The sequence below is a fragment of the Terriglobus sp. TAA 43 genome, from assembly GCF_000800015.1.
Classification (GTDB): Bacteria; Acidobacteriota; Terriglobia; order Terriglobales; family Acidobacteriaceae; genus Terriglobus.
In genome coordinates, this window is sequence record NZ_JUGR01000002.1 from 334034 (window position 1) to 348698 (window position 14665).

Below are 14665 nucleotides of genomic sequence, written 5' to 3' on the forward strand. Positions count from 1 at the left end.
GGTTCCGCAGAGTTTGCATAATCCACGTCTCGCCATGTCGGAAGCCTAACACTCAGAATTCCGCCGTTTTTTTGATGCTAGCGGTTTCGTTCTGGAGCAATTGGTTTCGGGATTTTAATATCTCTCTCCGCTCTTCAAGAGCGCCGCGGATGACTCAATATTTTCGAGGGGGCCGAAGCAATGTCGGGGCGGAGCAAGGTCCGTTGCTTGTAATGCCTTTGTCAGAGGTTAGCTTCCAGCCCGCTGACGCAAATAGTGGAGCGCAGGGCTGCTCCCGTATACGACCTCATCGCTGTCGGTCCGCGCGTAAGCCTTACCAAGGTTGGCACTGAGCCTTCCGAAGTCGAAATACCCCGTAACGCTCTGATGCGGCTGTAGGATACGAGCAAACGGTTGATGATCGGTGGTAATCGGCTGGAGGACCGCCTGCCTTGGGTTCTTTCCGATCTTGCCATTGATCGTGAATCCTATCTCTTGAATGGGAACAGGAAAGCTGCTCAGGTTGATAACTTCGATACATCCCATATCACCTGTATCCATGCCATCACGGTGAACGAGATAGGCTTTGCCGTCCCGCGTCAAGCATGCGGTCTTCGGTACGACACGGAGCTTTACACGGCGCTGATTTATCGCGTTCCAGGTGTTGATTACGCCCAGCACTGCACCGAGAGTCGCGAGTGCCAAAGTCATACCGTCCTTTGCCTCAAAAGCCATACCAAACGATACAAGACGTGTTCGTTCAGAAATGAACGTGAATTTGCAGTTCTTAGTGCTTGAAACAGGTGCAGCATGCTGATAAACCCGGCACAGGAGAAAACAATGGCAAGCGCTGTAGATGTGATCGTGGCTAAACAGAAGGACGGAACCTACAAAGCAACGCAAAATGGTCGAGGTGTCGCTACCGGCGACACTCAGAATGAGGCAGGATGGAATGCTCACCTTAAGAAACCGGATGCCGCCATCATCGCGCAGAGAGTGAGGCATACGGAAGAAGGCGTGCCCGACGAGTTTCGCCGCATATATCCCCAAAAACCGAAGAAGTCCTAGATAGATATACCCACCACTATCCACGGAAATCCATACTTGTCTCTCAGAGTCCATCTGCGTCTTTGCCGCCTGTGCAGCCCGCAGACCTGCCCGCCCGAGCGGAGGAGACGTCGAGGGTTGGCGGCGGTCTGAGACTTTAAGCTATTGAAAACGTACGGCATATCCAGTAAGGAGGCACTTTAAAGATGGCTAGCGGTTTCTAAGGGCACGAAAGCCCTCGAGATCCCCTCTTAACCCTCAAAACATCCACTTCGACGCATGTTTCTCGATGTTCGTCTCAAAAATAACGATTTTTGCGCTGTCGTCTGATAGTGTGTATCTGTCCAAGAGGACTCCAAGAGACGGAGCCGATTCCCATCTGCAACCGTCCAAGCTTGAAGCGAGTCCTAATGGAAAGGCTCAGATGTGCCGATACTTGAGACTATGGTGTCCTTGTAATTTGTTGCACACTATGCCGAACGGGAGATACGAATGAACTTCGACTTCACGCACGCGCTGCCCTCGCGTAGTGAGTCCCTCGCATTCCTGACTTTGTCGGGGAGCGATCTCGACCGCATGGAGCAGTCCGGTCATCATATGTCGCGCAACTTTACGCGTTGCGCGGAACCTAAGCGCGTTGAACTTTCGGAAGAAGACAAAGCTTCCTTAGCACTGCGTGATCTCATTCGGGAGCTTGCAGCGAGTTCGAGTGCCGATGAGTTCATAGCTCGACGCCAGCGTCTATTTGCACGCTATGTAGATTTGAATCTAGGACTGGGCCGTATTGTTCGTGCTCTAACGGACCAGCGTGAACTGACGGACCTCATGAAAAGACGCCTGTCTGATAGCGCGTCGTTTCTCGAGTCCGCCGATGAAAGGTACTGCCCTTCCTTCCTGAAGGAGCAGGCAGACTTTGCTTTTTGGGAATTGGAAAAGATTGTCGATCTGGCAGACTTCATCAACTCTCGTCCAGGTCTTCCATCGGCAAGAATGGCGGAGGACATGGAGCTTCTCCGCAAATGCATCACGAATGTGCTCTTTGGCCGTATGCATCTGGACTTATTGACGTACGCAGTATCCACTGAGCGTACACAAGTAGAAGACATCCAAGATGAGATCAGCAATGGCTTGCGCGCAATCGTAAACGGGCACGCCGCAATTCGCCTAGCTGCACAGCTGAGGCAAGAAGATAGTGCCCCGGATCTCGATGAGGCTTCTCTATTTGAGACCGGTGATGCAGAAGACCTTGTGGCCTGTGGCGTAGGTATAGACGACGAGTATTGACACCATGTCCACTGCCCTTGCACGTCTTAAGCCAGGAGAGGTCTATCGCGGCGAATCCCGGGATGCAACCGGCCATGAGCAGAAATACCCTCGGCCGATGGCGGTAGTCTCGATCGAAAAAGCGAATGGCGGGGAGATCATTGTTTGCGTTCCTCTCACTTCACAAAAATCAAAGCATGACAGAACGTTGCCGTCTTGGAACGTTCGCATACCCGCGTCGGAGATAAAACCGGTTTCCACTGCTCCGCCAATTCCCAGAGATTCTATCGCTCTATGCGATCAGATAACCGCTTGCACGCGTGAACGCTTACATCAGTTATGGGCTCATCTCACGCCTGACGCTCTTGAGGCCATCAGAATCGGCATACAGAGAGTTCTAGGCCTCTAAAGGGATTGATCCGCGCGGATTGGCAGGTCATCAGGCCCAACATTGCCGATATCCATCTTTGCCACCATCGAACCTATCGCGAAAACACGCGGGATAATCGGATTCCGGTGTGAACCTAACTTCGATAGAAGCCCTTAGCCCATCCCAAATGAGTAGGTTAATTAAAATGGGGGTAGTTCTGGGGGTACAGCAGCGCAATTACAATTCAAATACCTGGTAAATATAGGCTTACAAGATAATACCAATCCCTCCCTCCCGCCATCAACCTGTCCAAGGTTCTCCAAGCAAGTCCGATGTAGTCACCGGGCACATCAAAAGACCCAATAAATTAAGGACAAGATGCTCCACGGACGTCAAAAAACGCCCATCCACATCCCTGCGCCGGATGGCTGTACCTGTGGGGTATCGGGTTCGAGAACGGAAGTATTTGTACTGTTGGGAAAGCTAGCGGCATGCAGATCGATGCGCGTCCGTGGAAGATGCACATCCTGAATCCAAAGGGAACGAGGAAACGCGACGTTTGGGTTGAGGCAATGAGCCAACCCGTATGCTCTCGCTCGAGGCCCTACACGAGACCAATTAAAACTTTCGGACCTGTGGGCTGCGGTACCCCACCTGCGGGTTCCACGGTCACAGCGAACGCTTTTGCCACAGCTCCTGCGGGCAGTTCGGGTAGAAGCACGGATGCTTCACCTTTGCCATCAGTTTGAAAGATGCCGGCCGAGATGGGTGCCCCCTCCGCTGGAACCAACCACAGCTGATACACGTGATCGCTTGGAGCAGCGGGTAGATTGGCTGCGTAGAACAGCAGGCCCTGTTGTGGCTGGTAATACACTCTGCCTTCAGGACGCGCCGCGTCAGTCGGCTGTTTCAGCGCCACACGTTGGGTCTGCGGCGACGTTAGAAGCTCGGCAACTCTGCGGTCTTTGGCGGCTGCGTCTCGCTGCGTCTGCATCTCCGCCTGCAACGAGTTCAGATGACTCTTTAATGTTCGCGCCTGACTGGCGAAAATAAGCGCAACCAACGCGATCACTGCGGCACAGCCCCACGCAAGCACGGGTTGCGAAAACACACTCCAGAAGGACTTTCGTTCAGATGTTCTTGGCGAAACCACGCGAGCTGGTGATTCCAGGCGAACACGTTCCATGAGCGCTTGCTTCACGTGCGGCGCAGGCTGCGTCTGCGCGACACTGCTTCCTAAAAGACCAACACGTTGCTGCGCCTCTGAAAGCTGGCTCTTACAAAGAGCACACCCGGCAAGGTGCGTTTCAAACGCACGCCGTTCTTCTGCGTCAAGAACGCCAAGAGCATACAGCTCGAGATCTTCGTCGAATTGTAGGTGCTCGTTCATAGTTGAAACACTCTGCGCAGACTGATTAGCCCTGATCGCAGTCTTGTTTTGACTGTACCTAAAGGCTGCCCGGTTCGTTGTGCAATTTCGCTGTGCGTCATCCCTTCGAAATACGCGAGTTCAAACAACTGAGATAGTTCGGGTGGCATTTCTTCAAGCGCGGCATGGATCTTTGCCGTTAGTTCGTTCTGCTCAGCGATCGTCTCCTGCGTGCCCGTTGTAGGAATCGCGTAAACGTCCAAATCATCTACTTGTACGTCCTGGCGTTTCCGCAGATGAGACAACGCACGATTGCGGGCCATCACCAGGAGCCATCCGCGCAACTTTCCTCGGGCCTGGTCAAAGCGTGGTGCTACCTTCCAGACATGTAGAAATACATCCTGCAGAATCTCTTCCGCAGCGGCTTCATCGTGAACGATGCGTCGGATCAATGAATATAGGGGGGCCGCGTGGCGATCATACAGTTCTGCAAGCGCAGACTCATCGTGAGCTGCAATGCTCCGCATGAGCGTGGCGTCCTCTCCGTCGTAATCCATCATTGGGTGGATGTCTTGCAATCTAGGTCCTTGAGAGCCCGTCGATACCGCGTATGGCGCTCAGACACTATAGCAAGCCATCCTTTCTTCCGTTGCACGAACGCCTGTTTACGTTGCATCGGAAAACAGGCAAGCGATGAAATCGCATGTTTGTTGATAAAAGTTCGGCGCGATGCAGATTTTGTTCACTACATCGCGCCTTCCTGGGAGAGAGAGCGATCAGTTCGGCATAAGTACAGCGTCAATCACGTGGATGACACCGTTCGATTGATAGACATCTGCAATGGTGACGGTCGACATTCCGCCCTTTTCATCCTTCAGCATGATCTTGCCGCTATGGTCCATTACCCATAGCTTGCCTCCGCTCACCGTGTTCAGTTCTGCTTTGCCATGGCCTTCCTTCAACATCTTCTTGATGGCTGCGCTGTCCAGCTTGCCGGAGACCACGTGATAGGTCAGCACTTTTGTGAGCATAGGTTTGTTTTCGGGCTTCAACAGCGTGTCTACGGTTCCGGCAGGAAGCTTCGCGAATGCCTCGTTGGTAGGGGCAAAAACGGTAAACGGCCCGGAGCCTTCCAGCGTATCCACCAAGCCCGCAGCCTTGACCGCTGCGACAAGCGTTGTGTGGTCCTTTGAGTTCGCCGCGTTCTCCACGATGTTCTTTGTGGGATACATCGCAGCGCCACCCACCATGGGATCCTGTTGAGCCACCAGTGAAGGGGCAACCAGCAGAAGCATCATCGAACACATCGCCAGCAATCGATTCTTCATCGTTGTTGTTTCCTCTCGGAAGAGTTGTCTCTTCAACTGCAATTACGCCGAGAGCGATGCGATTGGATTTCGTACAGATGAAATTTCCCTCTCCAATTGGAAGGAAACATTTGTTCCAAAAAATTACGGCCGAGTTAAATCCACTTTGCTTTGCGGCGGCGTACTTGGTGTGTACGCGCGGTCTCTGAACAGAAAAGATTTGTAGTGAACATTCCCCCAAGGAGGCGGAGCGTGAACAAGCTCAGTCGGCTCATCACGGAAGATCTTTCGCGGCGCAAGTTTCTAGCGGCCGCAGGCATAGCAGTGACCGCATTGGCTGCGGCTGGCTGCGGCGGCAACAATAACTCGTCAACAACGACTCCTCCAACTACTCCCCCCACCACTCCGGCTGTTACAGATACAGACATTCTGAACTTTGCGCTCAACCTGGAGTATCTGGAAGCAGAGTTCTATCTGCGTGCCGCGACCGGCTCAGGTCTTTCGAGCACTGACGCTGGATCCAGTGCAGGTGCTGTGACTGGCGGATCGATGGTTGCATTCAAGACTCCCGCCATTCAGCAGTACGCGAATGAAATTGCAAACCATGAACTGGCGCACGTTCGCTTCTTGCGGAAGGCGCTCGGCTCTGCCGCAGTGAATCGCCCAGCAATCGATCTCACAGCAAGCTTCAATGCTGCTGCATCTGCGGCAGGCATTGGCTCCACCTTTAATCCGTTTCAGGATGAAAACAGCTTTTTACTTGGCGCGTTTGTCTTTGAAGACGTGGGTGTGACCGCGTATCACGGTGCAGCGAGTCTTCTTACCAGTACAACGAATCTCGCGGCGGCGGCAGGCATTCTTGCGACCGAGGCCTACCATGCAGGCACCATTCGTTCTTTGATTGCACAGCTTGGTGATCCGTATCTCACCACCGCAAACAAGATATCCATGCTTCGTGCTACCGCTGGCGGCGGTGCGGAAACCACACTGGATGGAAGCCACATTGTTGCAGCAGATTCCAACTCCATCTCCTACGACCGCACGACCGACCAGGTCCTGCACATCGTCTACCTCAGTGCCGCAGCGGGCGTCGTCAGCAAGGGTGGCTTCTATCCCAATGGCATGAACGGCACCATCACCGCTTCAAAGTCCTAAGGAGGAGACATGGAAAACATATTGGAAAACAATCTTCGCGATCAGCCGTCTCCGGAAGCGCGCTCGCGTCGTTCGGCTCTCATGCTTGGCGGTGCAGCACTTGCCGGCATGGCGCTGGGCAGCAAGGCATTCGCGCAATCCTCAGGCGTAACCGACAACGACATTCTTAATTTCGCACTGAACCTTGAGTTCCTTGAGGCGCAGTTCTACACGCTGGCTGTGACCGGCACAACCATCGACCAAGCGGGACTCTCGATCAAAGGCGGTGGCGGTGCGGCAGGCGGCACGGTTACCGTGAAGGCAAATCCGAAGGTCGCATTCACCACAACACTTCTGCAGCAGTTTGCAGCGGAAGTGGCTTCCGACGAGCAGAACCACGTGAAGTTTCTTCAATCCGCGCTGGGTTCCAACGCGGTTGCCATGCCCAACATTGATTTAATGAACAGCTTTAATGCCTTGGCCTCTGCGGCCGGACTTGGTTCCACCTTTGATCCATTCGCAAACGAAACAAACTTCCTCATAGGGGCATTTATCTTTGAGGATGTCGGCGTTACTGCATACCAGGGTGCCGCCGGACTCATCACCAACAAGACCTATTTGGATAAGGCCGTCGGCATTCATAACGTGGAGGCTTACCATGCGGCCAGTATTCGCACGCGTATCTTCCAAGCTGGCAGCACGGCCCAGACCATTTCTCAAGCCATCGCCGCAACACGCGCCAAGCTGGACGGCACAAACAATGACGACATCGGTGTTGGCGTCAACGGAAGTGCATCCACCATTGTGGACTGCGATAGCAACGGGATGACCTATGCTCGCACCACAACCCAGGTTCTGAACATCGTCTATGGAGGGGGCGCCGCGGGTAAAGGCGGAGCCTTCTTCCCGGCGGCGATGAACGGAACCGTGAAGTAGAACGCGTCCTCCAACGCGACTCTGCAAGGTAAGCCGCTGCTATGTGCCGACTTCATCGTTAGCACACGGCAGCGGCTTATTAGATTCGGCAGAAATCAAGCGCCCCCGATTGCTGCAGCAATCGCGTGACGTCCGCCTGAAGTCGTGGAACTCAAGAAATCAAAAGGACAATCGGGTTTTGTCCTTTACTGCGCCCAGTCGGCGATTTATCTTCCTCTGGAGAATATCTTTACAGTCCATCAAGAAGATAAGTGGGATCATGAACGATCTGCAGATCGCCTCCAGGGCTTTTCGCACGGCGCTTCTTACCAGCGAGCGTCGCCGCATCTTCGGTGTAACCGCCTTTTTGTTGATATTCGCAAGTGCCATCATCGTCAGGGGCATCGTCTTTGGCTCGCACATGAGCCCATGGGGAGCCGCGTTTCTATTTGCAGTCGTGGCATATGAGCTGTGGACGCTGCACAAGGTAAGCGTGGCACTCGAAACGGGCCACGACCTTCCGGGCTGGTTGTTGTGGTTCAACATACTGGCGGAAGTTACTGTGCCGGTCCTGGGTGTCGCCTACTTCTCCAGTCCGTCACTCGCAGTTGGCTATCGGGCTGTGGCAACGCCATGGGTACTCGCACTGTTCCCGCTGATCATGCTGTCTGTATTGCGCCTCAATCCGCTGGTCTCGCGGATACTTGGCCTGGTAGCTGCATGCGGCTTTTTAGCGAGCGCCTATTATCTGGGATGGCGGCTTAACCTGCATGAACTACGTGCGCATACAGCCGCCGAGACCGCCGTAATTTTCTATGCGGCTCTGCTCCTGGCGAGTGGCTTTATTGCCGGCATAGTGAGCAGTGAAGTGCGCAGATATGTAGATGCAGCACTGCACGAAGCCGAGATCGAGAGGCAGTTGAAGCAAGTAGAACACGATCTGGAAATCGCGCGATCGATTCAACAGTCGTTGTTGCCACGGATGCGACCGACCGTGAATGGACTGGAGATCAGCGGATGGAACCTGCCAGCGGATGCGACCGGCGGCGACTACTTCGACTGGAGGGTGCTACCCGATGGGCGGGTCGTGGTCACACTGGCAGATGTGACCGGCCACGGTATCGGACCTGCGCTACTCGCTTCACTATGCCGAGCCTATGCGCGATCATGTTTCGACACGCACGCGGACGTGACGCTAGCGATGCAGCACATCAATCGATTCTTCGGCGAGGATCTTCCGTCAGGAAAGTTTGCGACGTTTGTTGCGGCCGTGTGCTCGAGTGAGGGCGCAAAAGTTGAACTGCTGTCGGCGGGGCATGGGCCGTTGTTCGTTTATACGTCGGCACAAGATACCTTTGCGCAATTCGGTGCGCAGGCGATTCCGCTCGGTCTGCTGCCAGAGCTGAATCCTGCTGAGCCGTTGGTTCTACATCTTGATGAAGGGGATTTGGTAGTGCTCGCCACGGATGGTTTCTTCGAGTGGGAAGATGCATCAGGCGAGCAGTTCGGGTTGGAACGCCTGGAGCAGGCAGTTCGCAAAGCTCGTGACCTCGCACCAGAAGAGATCATCGCTGAGCTTTATCACGCGGTGAAACACTTTGCCGGAGGCACAGAACAGATAGACGATCTAACGGCTGTGGTCATCAAGCGCGTACCAACCGCCCCGTAAAGACGACATCGAAACTGCTTTCCTCACGCACGCCATATCCCATAGACATTTCCGCCATCGAGAGTTCCTGCATGCCGATCAAACGCCACACCCCCTGTATTCTCGCTGTAATCTTCCTCTTTGCATCGTGGGTGTGCGCACTGTCTCAAGCGCCGACACAGGATGCATGGTCACAGTGGTCGCTGGAGCAACATGGGACTCTTCAGGCCCTGCTCAATGCTGATTCAACCCGTAAGGGCGGCCACATCGAGTTGAAACGCACAAACGCAGCGCAGCCAATACATCTCGCGTTTTCGAATGTGCAGGCCCTCGGAATCGATCGCGATAAGCAGCAGTGGTGGGTATTGCCCCTTTCAGAAAAGACGCCTGAAATCATAGTGAACGACGGCGTCTGGATCTTGCCGGCCAGTGCAAGCTCACAAGCGCAGGCCTGGTACTTGCAGCTACACGGCGGCCACGTGCGCGTATCCCAGAATGGAGGCGAGGTTAAGGTCGATGCAGACCTGGATCGCGCTGCGGTCGATGCATTTGAAGCGCGGCCCCACAGCGATGTCTTCGCACATCGCTTTTCGGTCGTCGTTGACGGAAAGCATGATCTGGAAAATGCTCTGGCAGGGTTTTACTGGGGCACAATGTTGCCGCTCGTAGTGGAGCGCACCATGGCCGCAAATTTCGAGCACAGCGATGGCTATGTCCTGAGCACATTGATGCTCAGTAAATACTCTGGAACCTATCCTGCTGTCGATCACGAGTTCCAGATTGCCGGTCGCCTTGCAATGGGATCTCCGCTCGACCTGGATATTGTGCGCCGCATGATCGAGCTACAGTTTCGACTTATGCGAGAAGATCCGGAGCACTTGTATCGCGCACCCTGTTCTCTGCAGCAAGATGGTCACGCCGAGTATTACATCCGCCGGAACAGTGTGGACAACAAGGAGAATGCGACGATGTTTCCACTCACGGGAGATATCGAGGTCATGGGCGAAGCCTGGCAGTACTATGCCATGTCCAATGACCTGCCGTGGTTGCGTGCCCACATCGAGGATCTGGAGCACGCCGCGGGTTGGACACTCGCGCATATCGATCCCTATGGCCGTCTCTGGTCGGATGTCTACTACGAGGACCAGGTGATCAAGGACGGGCGAGAGACCGAAGCACAGGCGTTTGCTGCGCACTCGTTTCATCTGCTGTCAAAGATGGAAGCGAGGCTTGGGCGACAGGCGAAGGCACAACAATACGCCGCGACGGAACAAAAGCTGGCGGCGGCATTGGTTCGACCACTACCGGACGGCTTCTGGGATGCAAAACAGGAGCGCTTCACCGATTGGGTGGATCGGCTTGGCGTTGCTCACGATCATATTCATCTCGCAGCCAACACAACACCGGTCAGCTTCGGCTATGCAACCGCCGCACAAGCCGCAGCAGTACAACGCATGGTGCAAGCGAATGATGCGGAGTTTGAGCGCTTTCCAACCTTCGTTGCCGCACACGTCGAAGCCTATAGCAAATCAGAGATGGGTGTCGCCGGCCCTTACGATCTCAGTGCCGCTGGACGTTATTGGTTTTGGGACGCCGCTTACCGTGCTGGCATCCGAGACAGCGCAACACTGTTACAGCAACTCAACACGGTTGCTGCAGAGGCCGCGAAGGACAATTACTTCATGGGCGAACGATACGACATGGACCACGTCTACTATGTCGATGGCAAAAACGCCCACGGCGCAGTGAAGTACTTCGAGTATCCAAACGTCTTCGCCAATGTGCTGATGGAACGCCTACTCGGTATCAATCGCTCCAATGGAGGTATTGCGTTGACGCCGAATCTGAACGCCTTCGCCCATGCCGAATTCACCACACCACAATATGCTCTCCGCTATGACTCCACGCCCAACGGATTTTCCGTGACAAATCTGTCTTCGCGATCACAGAGCTTCCAAGTGAATCTACGCGGGTTGGGTAACGAGCAGCGGAAGTTTCATCTCGTCGGCTTACGCACCACAGCCGATAAGGACGGAACCTATACGCTCATGCTTGCACCGGGCGAAAACGTTACCTGGAAAGCGCTGTAAGTCGGGCTCGACCTCACCTTTGCTGCCTAATTAAGGCCCGCGAGGGCGACAGCGCAGTTATTGCCTTCGTTGCGAAGGCAATGAAGGTGTGTTGTGTAGAACCACATAGTTTCCCGTGTAGTCCCCTCCATAGATTCATTGTTACCGACAACCTACTCTCATGAAAGCGCTTCCCCATCTTCGCTTCATAGAGAGACCATGAAAAACAAAATCGCCGCCGCCCTTGTTACAGCAATCAGCCTCGTCTCCGTTACCCTCCTGTTTGCTCAGGGGCCTCCGGTTGTCAATATCAGCTCCTACCGCCACGGCAACCTCGCAGCAGCTCAGAATTACATTGTGCAGGCCTACCAGATGGTCAATCAGGCACAGCAGGCCAACGACGGCCAGCTCGGTGGGCACGCTGCACGCGCGAAGCAGTTGCTCTCGCAGGCGGACTATGAGCTGCGCCAGGCAGCAAATGTCTCGAACGAAGAAGGTCACTAACAACGACCTTCATCACCCCGACAACATTTATAAAATCCGCAATGGCTTTCTTCTGCAAGGTGGGGGACAATGAATTGCCTCGAATTGCCTCACAATAACGCCATCCAGAACCGAGAGCACCATGCTGAAGTTCATCCGAGCCCTGATCCAACCCTACCGCCGCACGCTATGTGTCATCTTCCTCGCCATGCTGGTAGAAGCGGCCATGAGCCTGGCTGCGCCGTGGCCGTTGAAAATCATCCTCGATGATGTGGTGAAGAAGCATGGCCAGCCATCGGGAGTCTCTAAGTTCATGTACGAGCATTTCGCTCATAGCGATCCAGTTCATTTCGCTGGTGTAATCGCAGTGTTGTTTGTTCTGATCGCGATCCTCGGCAGCGTCGCTTCTTACATCGACAACTACTACACCGAGAGCGTTGGACAGTGGGTCGCGTATGACCTTCGGTTGAAGGTATATACGCACCTACAGCGACTTTCGCTCGGCTATTACAGCACGCACGAGACCGGCTCCATCCTCAGCACACTCACCACCGACATCCAGACGATCCAGGGGTTTGCATCCTCTCAAACGCTGAACATCCTCGTCGACATGCTCACGATCGTATGCATGCTCGGACTTATGTTCTGGCTCAACTGGGATTTCACCCTCATTGCGCTGGCAGTCACGCCGTTCCTTCTGCTGTTCGTCTCGCGCTTCAAGAAGGCGGTGAAGGCTGCTACGCACGAGGTTCGCAAGCAGCAAAGCGAAATCGTCTCCGTTGTGCAGGAGGGTCTTCAATCCATGGTAGTGGTGGAGGCCTTCGGCCAAGAGAAGACCGAGGAACGCATGCTTGCCGACGTTAGCCAATCCGCGGTCAATGCGGCATTAAAAGCTCGCAGCGTAAAGTCGCTCCTGTCGCCGGTGGTAAGCATCACTGTTGCGGCTTGCACAGCGCTTGTTCTGTGGCGCGGTGCAGCCCTCATTCTTGCGGGTACCATGAGCATCGGCTCGCTCACCGTCTACCTTGCCTATCTCAGCCGCTTCTTTAAGCCGGTGAAAGATCTCGCAACAACCACAAATGCCATCGCGCAAGTCTCCGTCGGGACAGAGCGTGTGCGCGCCATCCTGGATGCAGACGGCTCCATCCCCGATGACCCCAATGGCATTGAGCTTGAATCGTTACGCGGCGAGATTGAGTTGCGTCATGTTGCATTCGGCTATGACACAACAACACAGGTACTGTCAGATGTTTCGGTGACAATCAAGCCGGGCGATTTCGTCGGCGTTGTCGGCATGACGGGCAGCGGCAAGTCCACACTCATGAGCCTGCTGCCACGCTTTTACGACGTTAGCTCGGGCGAATTGCTCCTTGATGGCGAAGACGTGCGCAAGTACAAGCTCGCCTGGCTCCGCAATCAAATCGGCTACGTCATGCAGGAGACCATTCTCTTTCGCGGAACGATTCTCGACAACATCCTCTTCGGTCACCCCGGAGCGACGCGTGACGATGCTATCCAAGCTGCGAAGCTTGCCAACGCGGATGAGTTCATCACACGCATGCCACTTGGCTACGATACCGTCGTCGGCGAGCGCGGATCGACACTCTCCGGTGGGCAGCGTCAACGCATCGGTATCGCACGTGTCATGATCCGCAAGAACCCGATTCTGTTGCTCGATGAACCTACAGCAGCGCTCGATAGCGAATCGGAAAAGCTTGTCATCGACGGGCTGGAAACACTCATGCACGGCAAGACCGTCATCGCCATCGCACACCGCCTCAGCACGATCCGCAACGCGAACCTAATCCTTGTGCTAGCAGATGGTGTTATCGCAGAAAGCGGCACACACGAAGAATTGATGTCACGTAACGGCATCTATGCCGGCCTGTATCACGTACAGTTCAATGCAGCGTCTGAGACCCCAACGGAGATATCATCTCCTCTCGATCACACGAGGAATATCGAATGTCCCGTACCTTAGTTGTTCTGCCCGATGATTCAGCCCAGCCGATCCTTGATGCCATCGCAGGTGCCCGCAGTTCTATCCGCATCAAGATGTTTATCTTTTCCGATCCGCAGCTGCTCGCCAGCACGATCGCCGCGCATCGTCGTGGAATAAAGGTACGCATCATGCTCAACCCCTCGCGCCGCGACGGACAAAAGGAGAACGAAGCTTCCCGAAAGATGCTCGTTGATGCTGGCGTGGATGTCATCGATAGCAACCCCGCCTACGACCTGACTCATGAGAAGTCCATGGTCATCGACGATGACGTTGCCTTTGTGGAGTCATTGAATTGGCAGACGAAGAATCTCACCGTCACGCGCGACTACGCCGTTGTAACGCGCCACCGGCACGAGGTCGCAGAGATCATCGAATGCTTTGAAGCAGACTGGCATCGGACGTCATTTCTTGCAGGGGATCGCTCACGCTTGATCTGGTGCGTGGGCAATGGTCGCGAGCGCCTTGCGCAACTGATCGATGACTCAAAGCACTCCTTATGGTTGCAAAACGAACGCTACCAGGACCCCGTTATCATCGAGCATCTCGTACGCGCCGTGCAGCGTGGCGTAAAGATTCATCTGATGGCGCGCCCTCCACACACGCTCAAGAAAGACAAGTTGATTGAGGGCGTGAGCGGACTGCGCATTCTGAACGATGTCGGCGTAAAAGTTCATCGGATGCATCACCTGAAGCTGCATGCCAAGCTGTTACTCGCCGACGGCAAACGAGCCATCATTGGATCCATCAATCTCGCGCCAGGCAGCTTTGACAGCCGTCGCGAACTCGCCATCGCCCTTGACGATAAACCGCTGATCACACGTATCGAATCCGTTCTTCATCACGACTGGGCCAACTCTAAGTCGATGGATTTATCCGACAAAGGCCTGCTGGAAGAGCTAAGCGGAGTGGATGACCATGTGAAGGAGTCCCTCGCCCTATAGCGCCATGCGAAGGTGCGCGGGTATGGACTCCAGCTGTGAACATTGGGTTAATCCAATGGTAGCGTCGCGTGCAGAATTCCATTTCTGCATTGAAGAACGTTTCACCTTCGAAGTGATAGACTTCCCCGCACATCCTTT

General features: G+C 54.6%; 13 protein-coding genes. 9 read left to right on the forward strand and 4 right to left on the reverse strand.

Annotated elements, in window-relative coordinates; genetic code table 11:
- Nucleotides 1-228 precede the first annotated feature (228 nt).
- The gene (locus M504_RS22145) at nucleotides 229-1101 is read right to left on the reverse strand and encodes a hypothetical protein (RefSeq protein ID WP_156993914.1); all 873 of its coding nucleotides are present in this window, start codon (nucleotides 1099-1101) and stop codon (nucleotides 229-231) included.
- Nucleotides 1102-1518: 417 nt separating this feature from the next.
- Between M504_RS22145 and M504_RS16015 the strand changes: the two genes are divergently transcribed.
- Entirely contained in the window at nucleotides 1519-2310 is a 792-nt protein-coding gene (locus M504_RS16015) for a hypothetical protein (RefSeq protein ID WP_047495700.1), read from the forward strand.
- A gap of 4 nt (nucleotides 2311-2314) precedes the next feature.
- Nucleotides 2315-2698 carry a type II toxin-antitoxin system PemK/MazF family toxin gene (locus tag M504_RS22780; protein ID WP_084214471.1) on the forward strand — a complete coding sequence of 128 codons (384 nt, stop codon included), beginning with the start codon at nucleotides 2315-2317 and terminating at the stop codon, nucleotides 2696-2698.
- Nucleotides 2699-3263: 565 nt separating this feature from the next.
- Here M504_RS22780 and M504_RS16020 read toward each other — a convergent pair.
- From M504_RS16020 to M504_RS16030, 3 genes are all read right to left on the reverse strand, one after another.
- Nucleotides 3264-4049, reverse strand: a complete 786-nt coding sequence (locus M504_RS16020; RefSeq protein ID WP_047495703.1) for an anti-sigma factor domain-containing protein — start codon at nucleotides 4047-4049, stop codon at nucleotides 3264-3266.
- Nucleotides 4046-4555 (reverse strand): RNA polymerase sigma factor, encoded by a 510-nt coding sequence (locus M504_RS16025; RefSeq protein ID WP_047496686.1) that lies wholly within the window; start codon nucleotides 4553-4555, stop codon nucleotides 4046-4048. The genes M504_RS16020 and M504_RS16025 overlap by 4 nt, the downstream gene beginning before the upstream one ends.
- Nucleotides 4556-4804: 249 nt before the next feature.
- The gene (locus M504_RS16030; protein WP_047495706.1) at nucleotides 4805-5356 is read right to left on the reverse strand and encodes a fasciclin domain-containing protein; all 552 of its coding nucleotides are present in this window, start codon (nucleotides 5354-5356) and stop codon (nucleotides 4805-4807) included.
- Nucleotides 5357-5587: 231 nt separating this feature from the next.
- Here M504_RS16030 and M504_RS16035 point away from each other — a divergent pair, with 231 nt between their 5' ends.
- The 7 genes from M504_RS16035 to M504_RS16065 all read left to right on the forward strand — a co-directional run bounded on the left by M504_RS16035 (nucleotide 5588) and on the right by M504_RS16065 (nucleotide 14527).
- On the forward strand, nucleotides 5588-6490 hold the full coding sequence (locus M504_RS16035; RefSeq protein ID WP_047495709.1) for a ferritin-like domain-containing protein: 903 nt from the start codon (nucleotides 5588-5590) through the stop codon (nucleotides 6488-6490).
- A 9-nt stretch (nucleotides 6491-6499) separates the two neighbouring features.
- Complete coding sequence (locus tag M504_RS16040) at nucleotides 6500-7405, forward strand: ferritin-like domain-containing protein (protein ID WP_047495712.1); 906 nt, start codon at nucleotides 6500-6502, stop codon at nucleotides 7403-7405.
- 259 nt (nucleotides 7406-7664) lie between these two features.
- Entirely contained in the window at nucleotides 7665-9053 is a 1389-nt protein-coding gene (locus M504_RS16045) for a PP2C family protein-serine/threonine phosphatase (protein ID WP_047495716.1), read from the forward strand.
- A gap of 71 nt (nucleotides 9054-9124) precedes the next feature.
- Complete coding sequence (locus M504_RS16050) at nucleotides 9125-11122, forward strand: hypothetical protein (protein ID WP_052200918.1); 1998 nt, start codon at nucleotides 9125-9127, stop codon at nucleotides 11120-11122.
- A gap of 198 nt (nucleotides 11123-11320) precedes the next feature.
- Nucleotides 11321-11605: a hypothetical protein gene (locus M504_RS16055; protein WP_047495719.1), complete on the forward strand. Its 285-nt coding sequence runs from the start codon at nucleotides 11321-11323 to the stop codon at nucleotides 11603-11605.
- A gap of 121 nt (nucleotides 11606-11726) precedes the next feature.
- The gene (locus tag M504_RS16060; protein WP_084214473.1) at nucleotides 11727-13565 is read left to right on the forward strand and encodes an ABC transporter ATP-binding protein; all 1839 of its coding nucleotides are present in this window, start codon (nucleotides 11727-11729) and stop codon (nucleotides 13563-13565) included.
- Nucleotides 13550-14527, forward strand: a complete 978-nt coding sequence (locus M504_RS16065; RefSeq protein ID WP_047495722.1) for a phospholipase D-like domain-containing protein — start codon at nucleotides 13550-13552, stop codon at nucleotides 14525-14527. Before M504_RS16060 ends, M504_RS16065 begins: the two co-directional genes overlap by 16 nt.
- Nucleotides 14528-14665 lie beyond the last annotated feature (138 nt).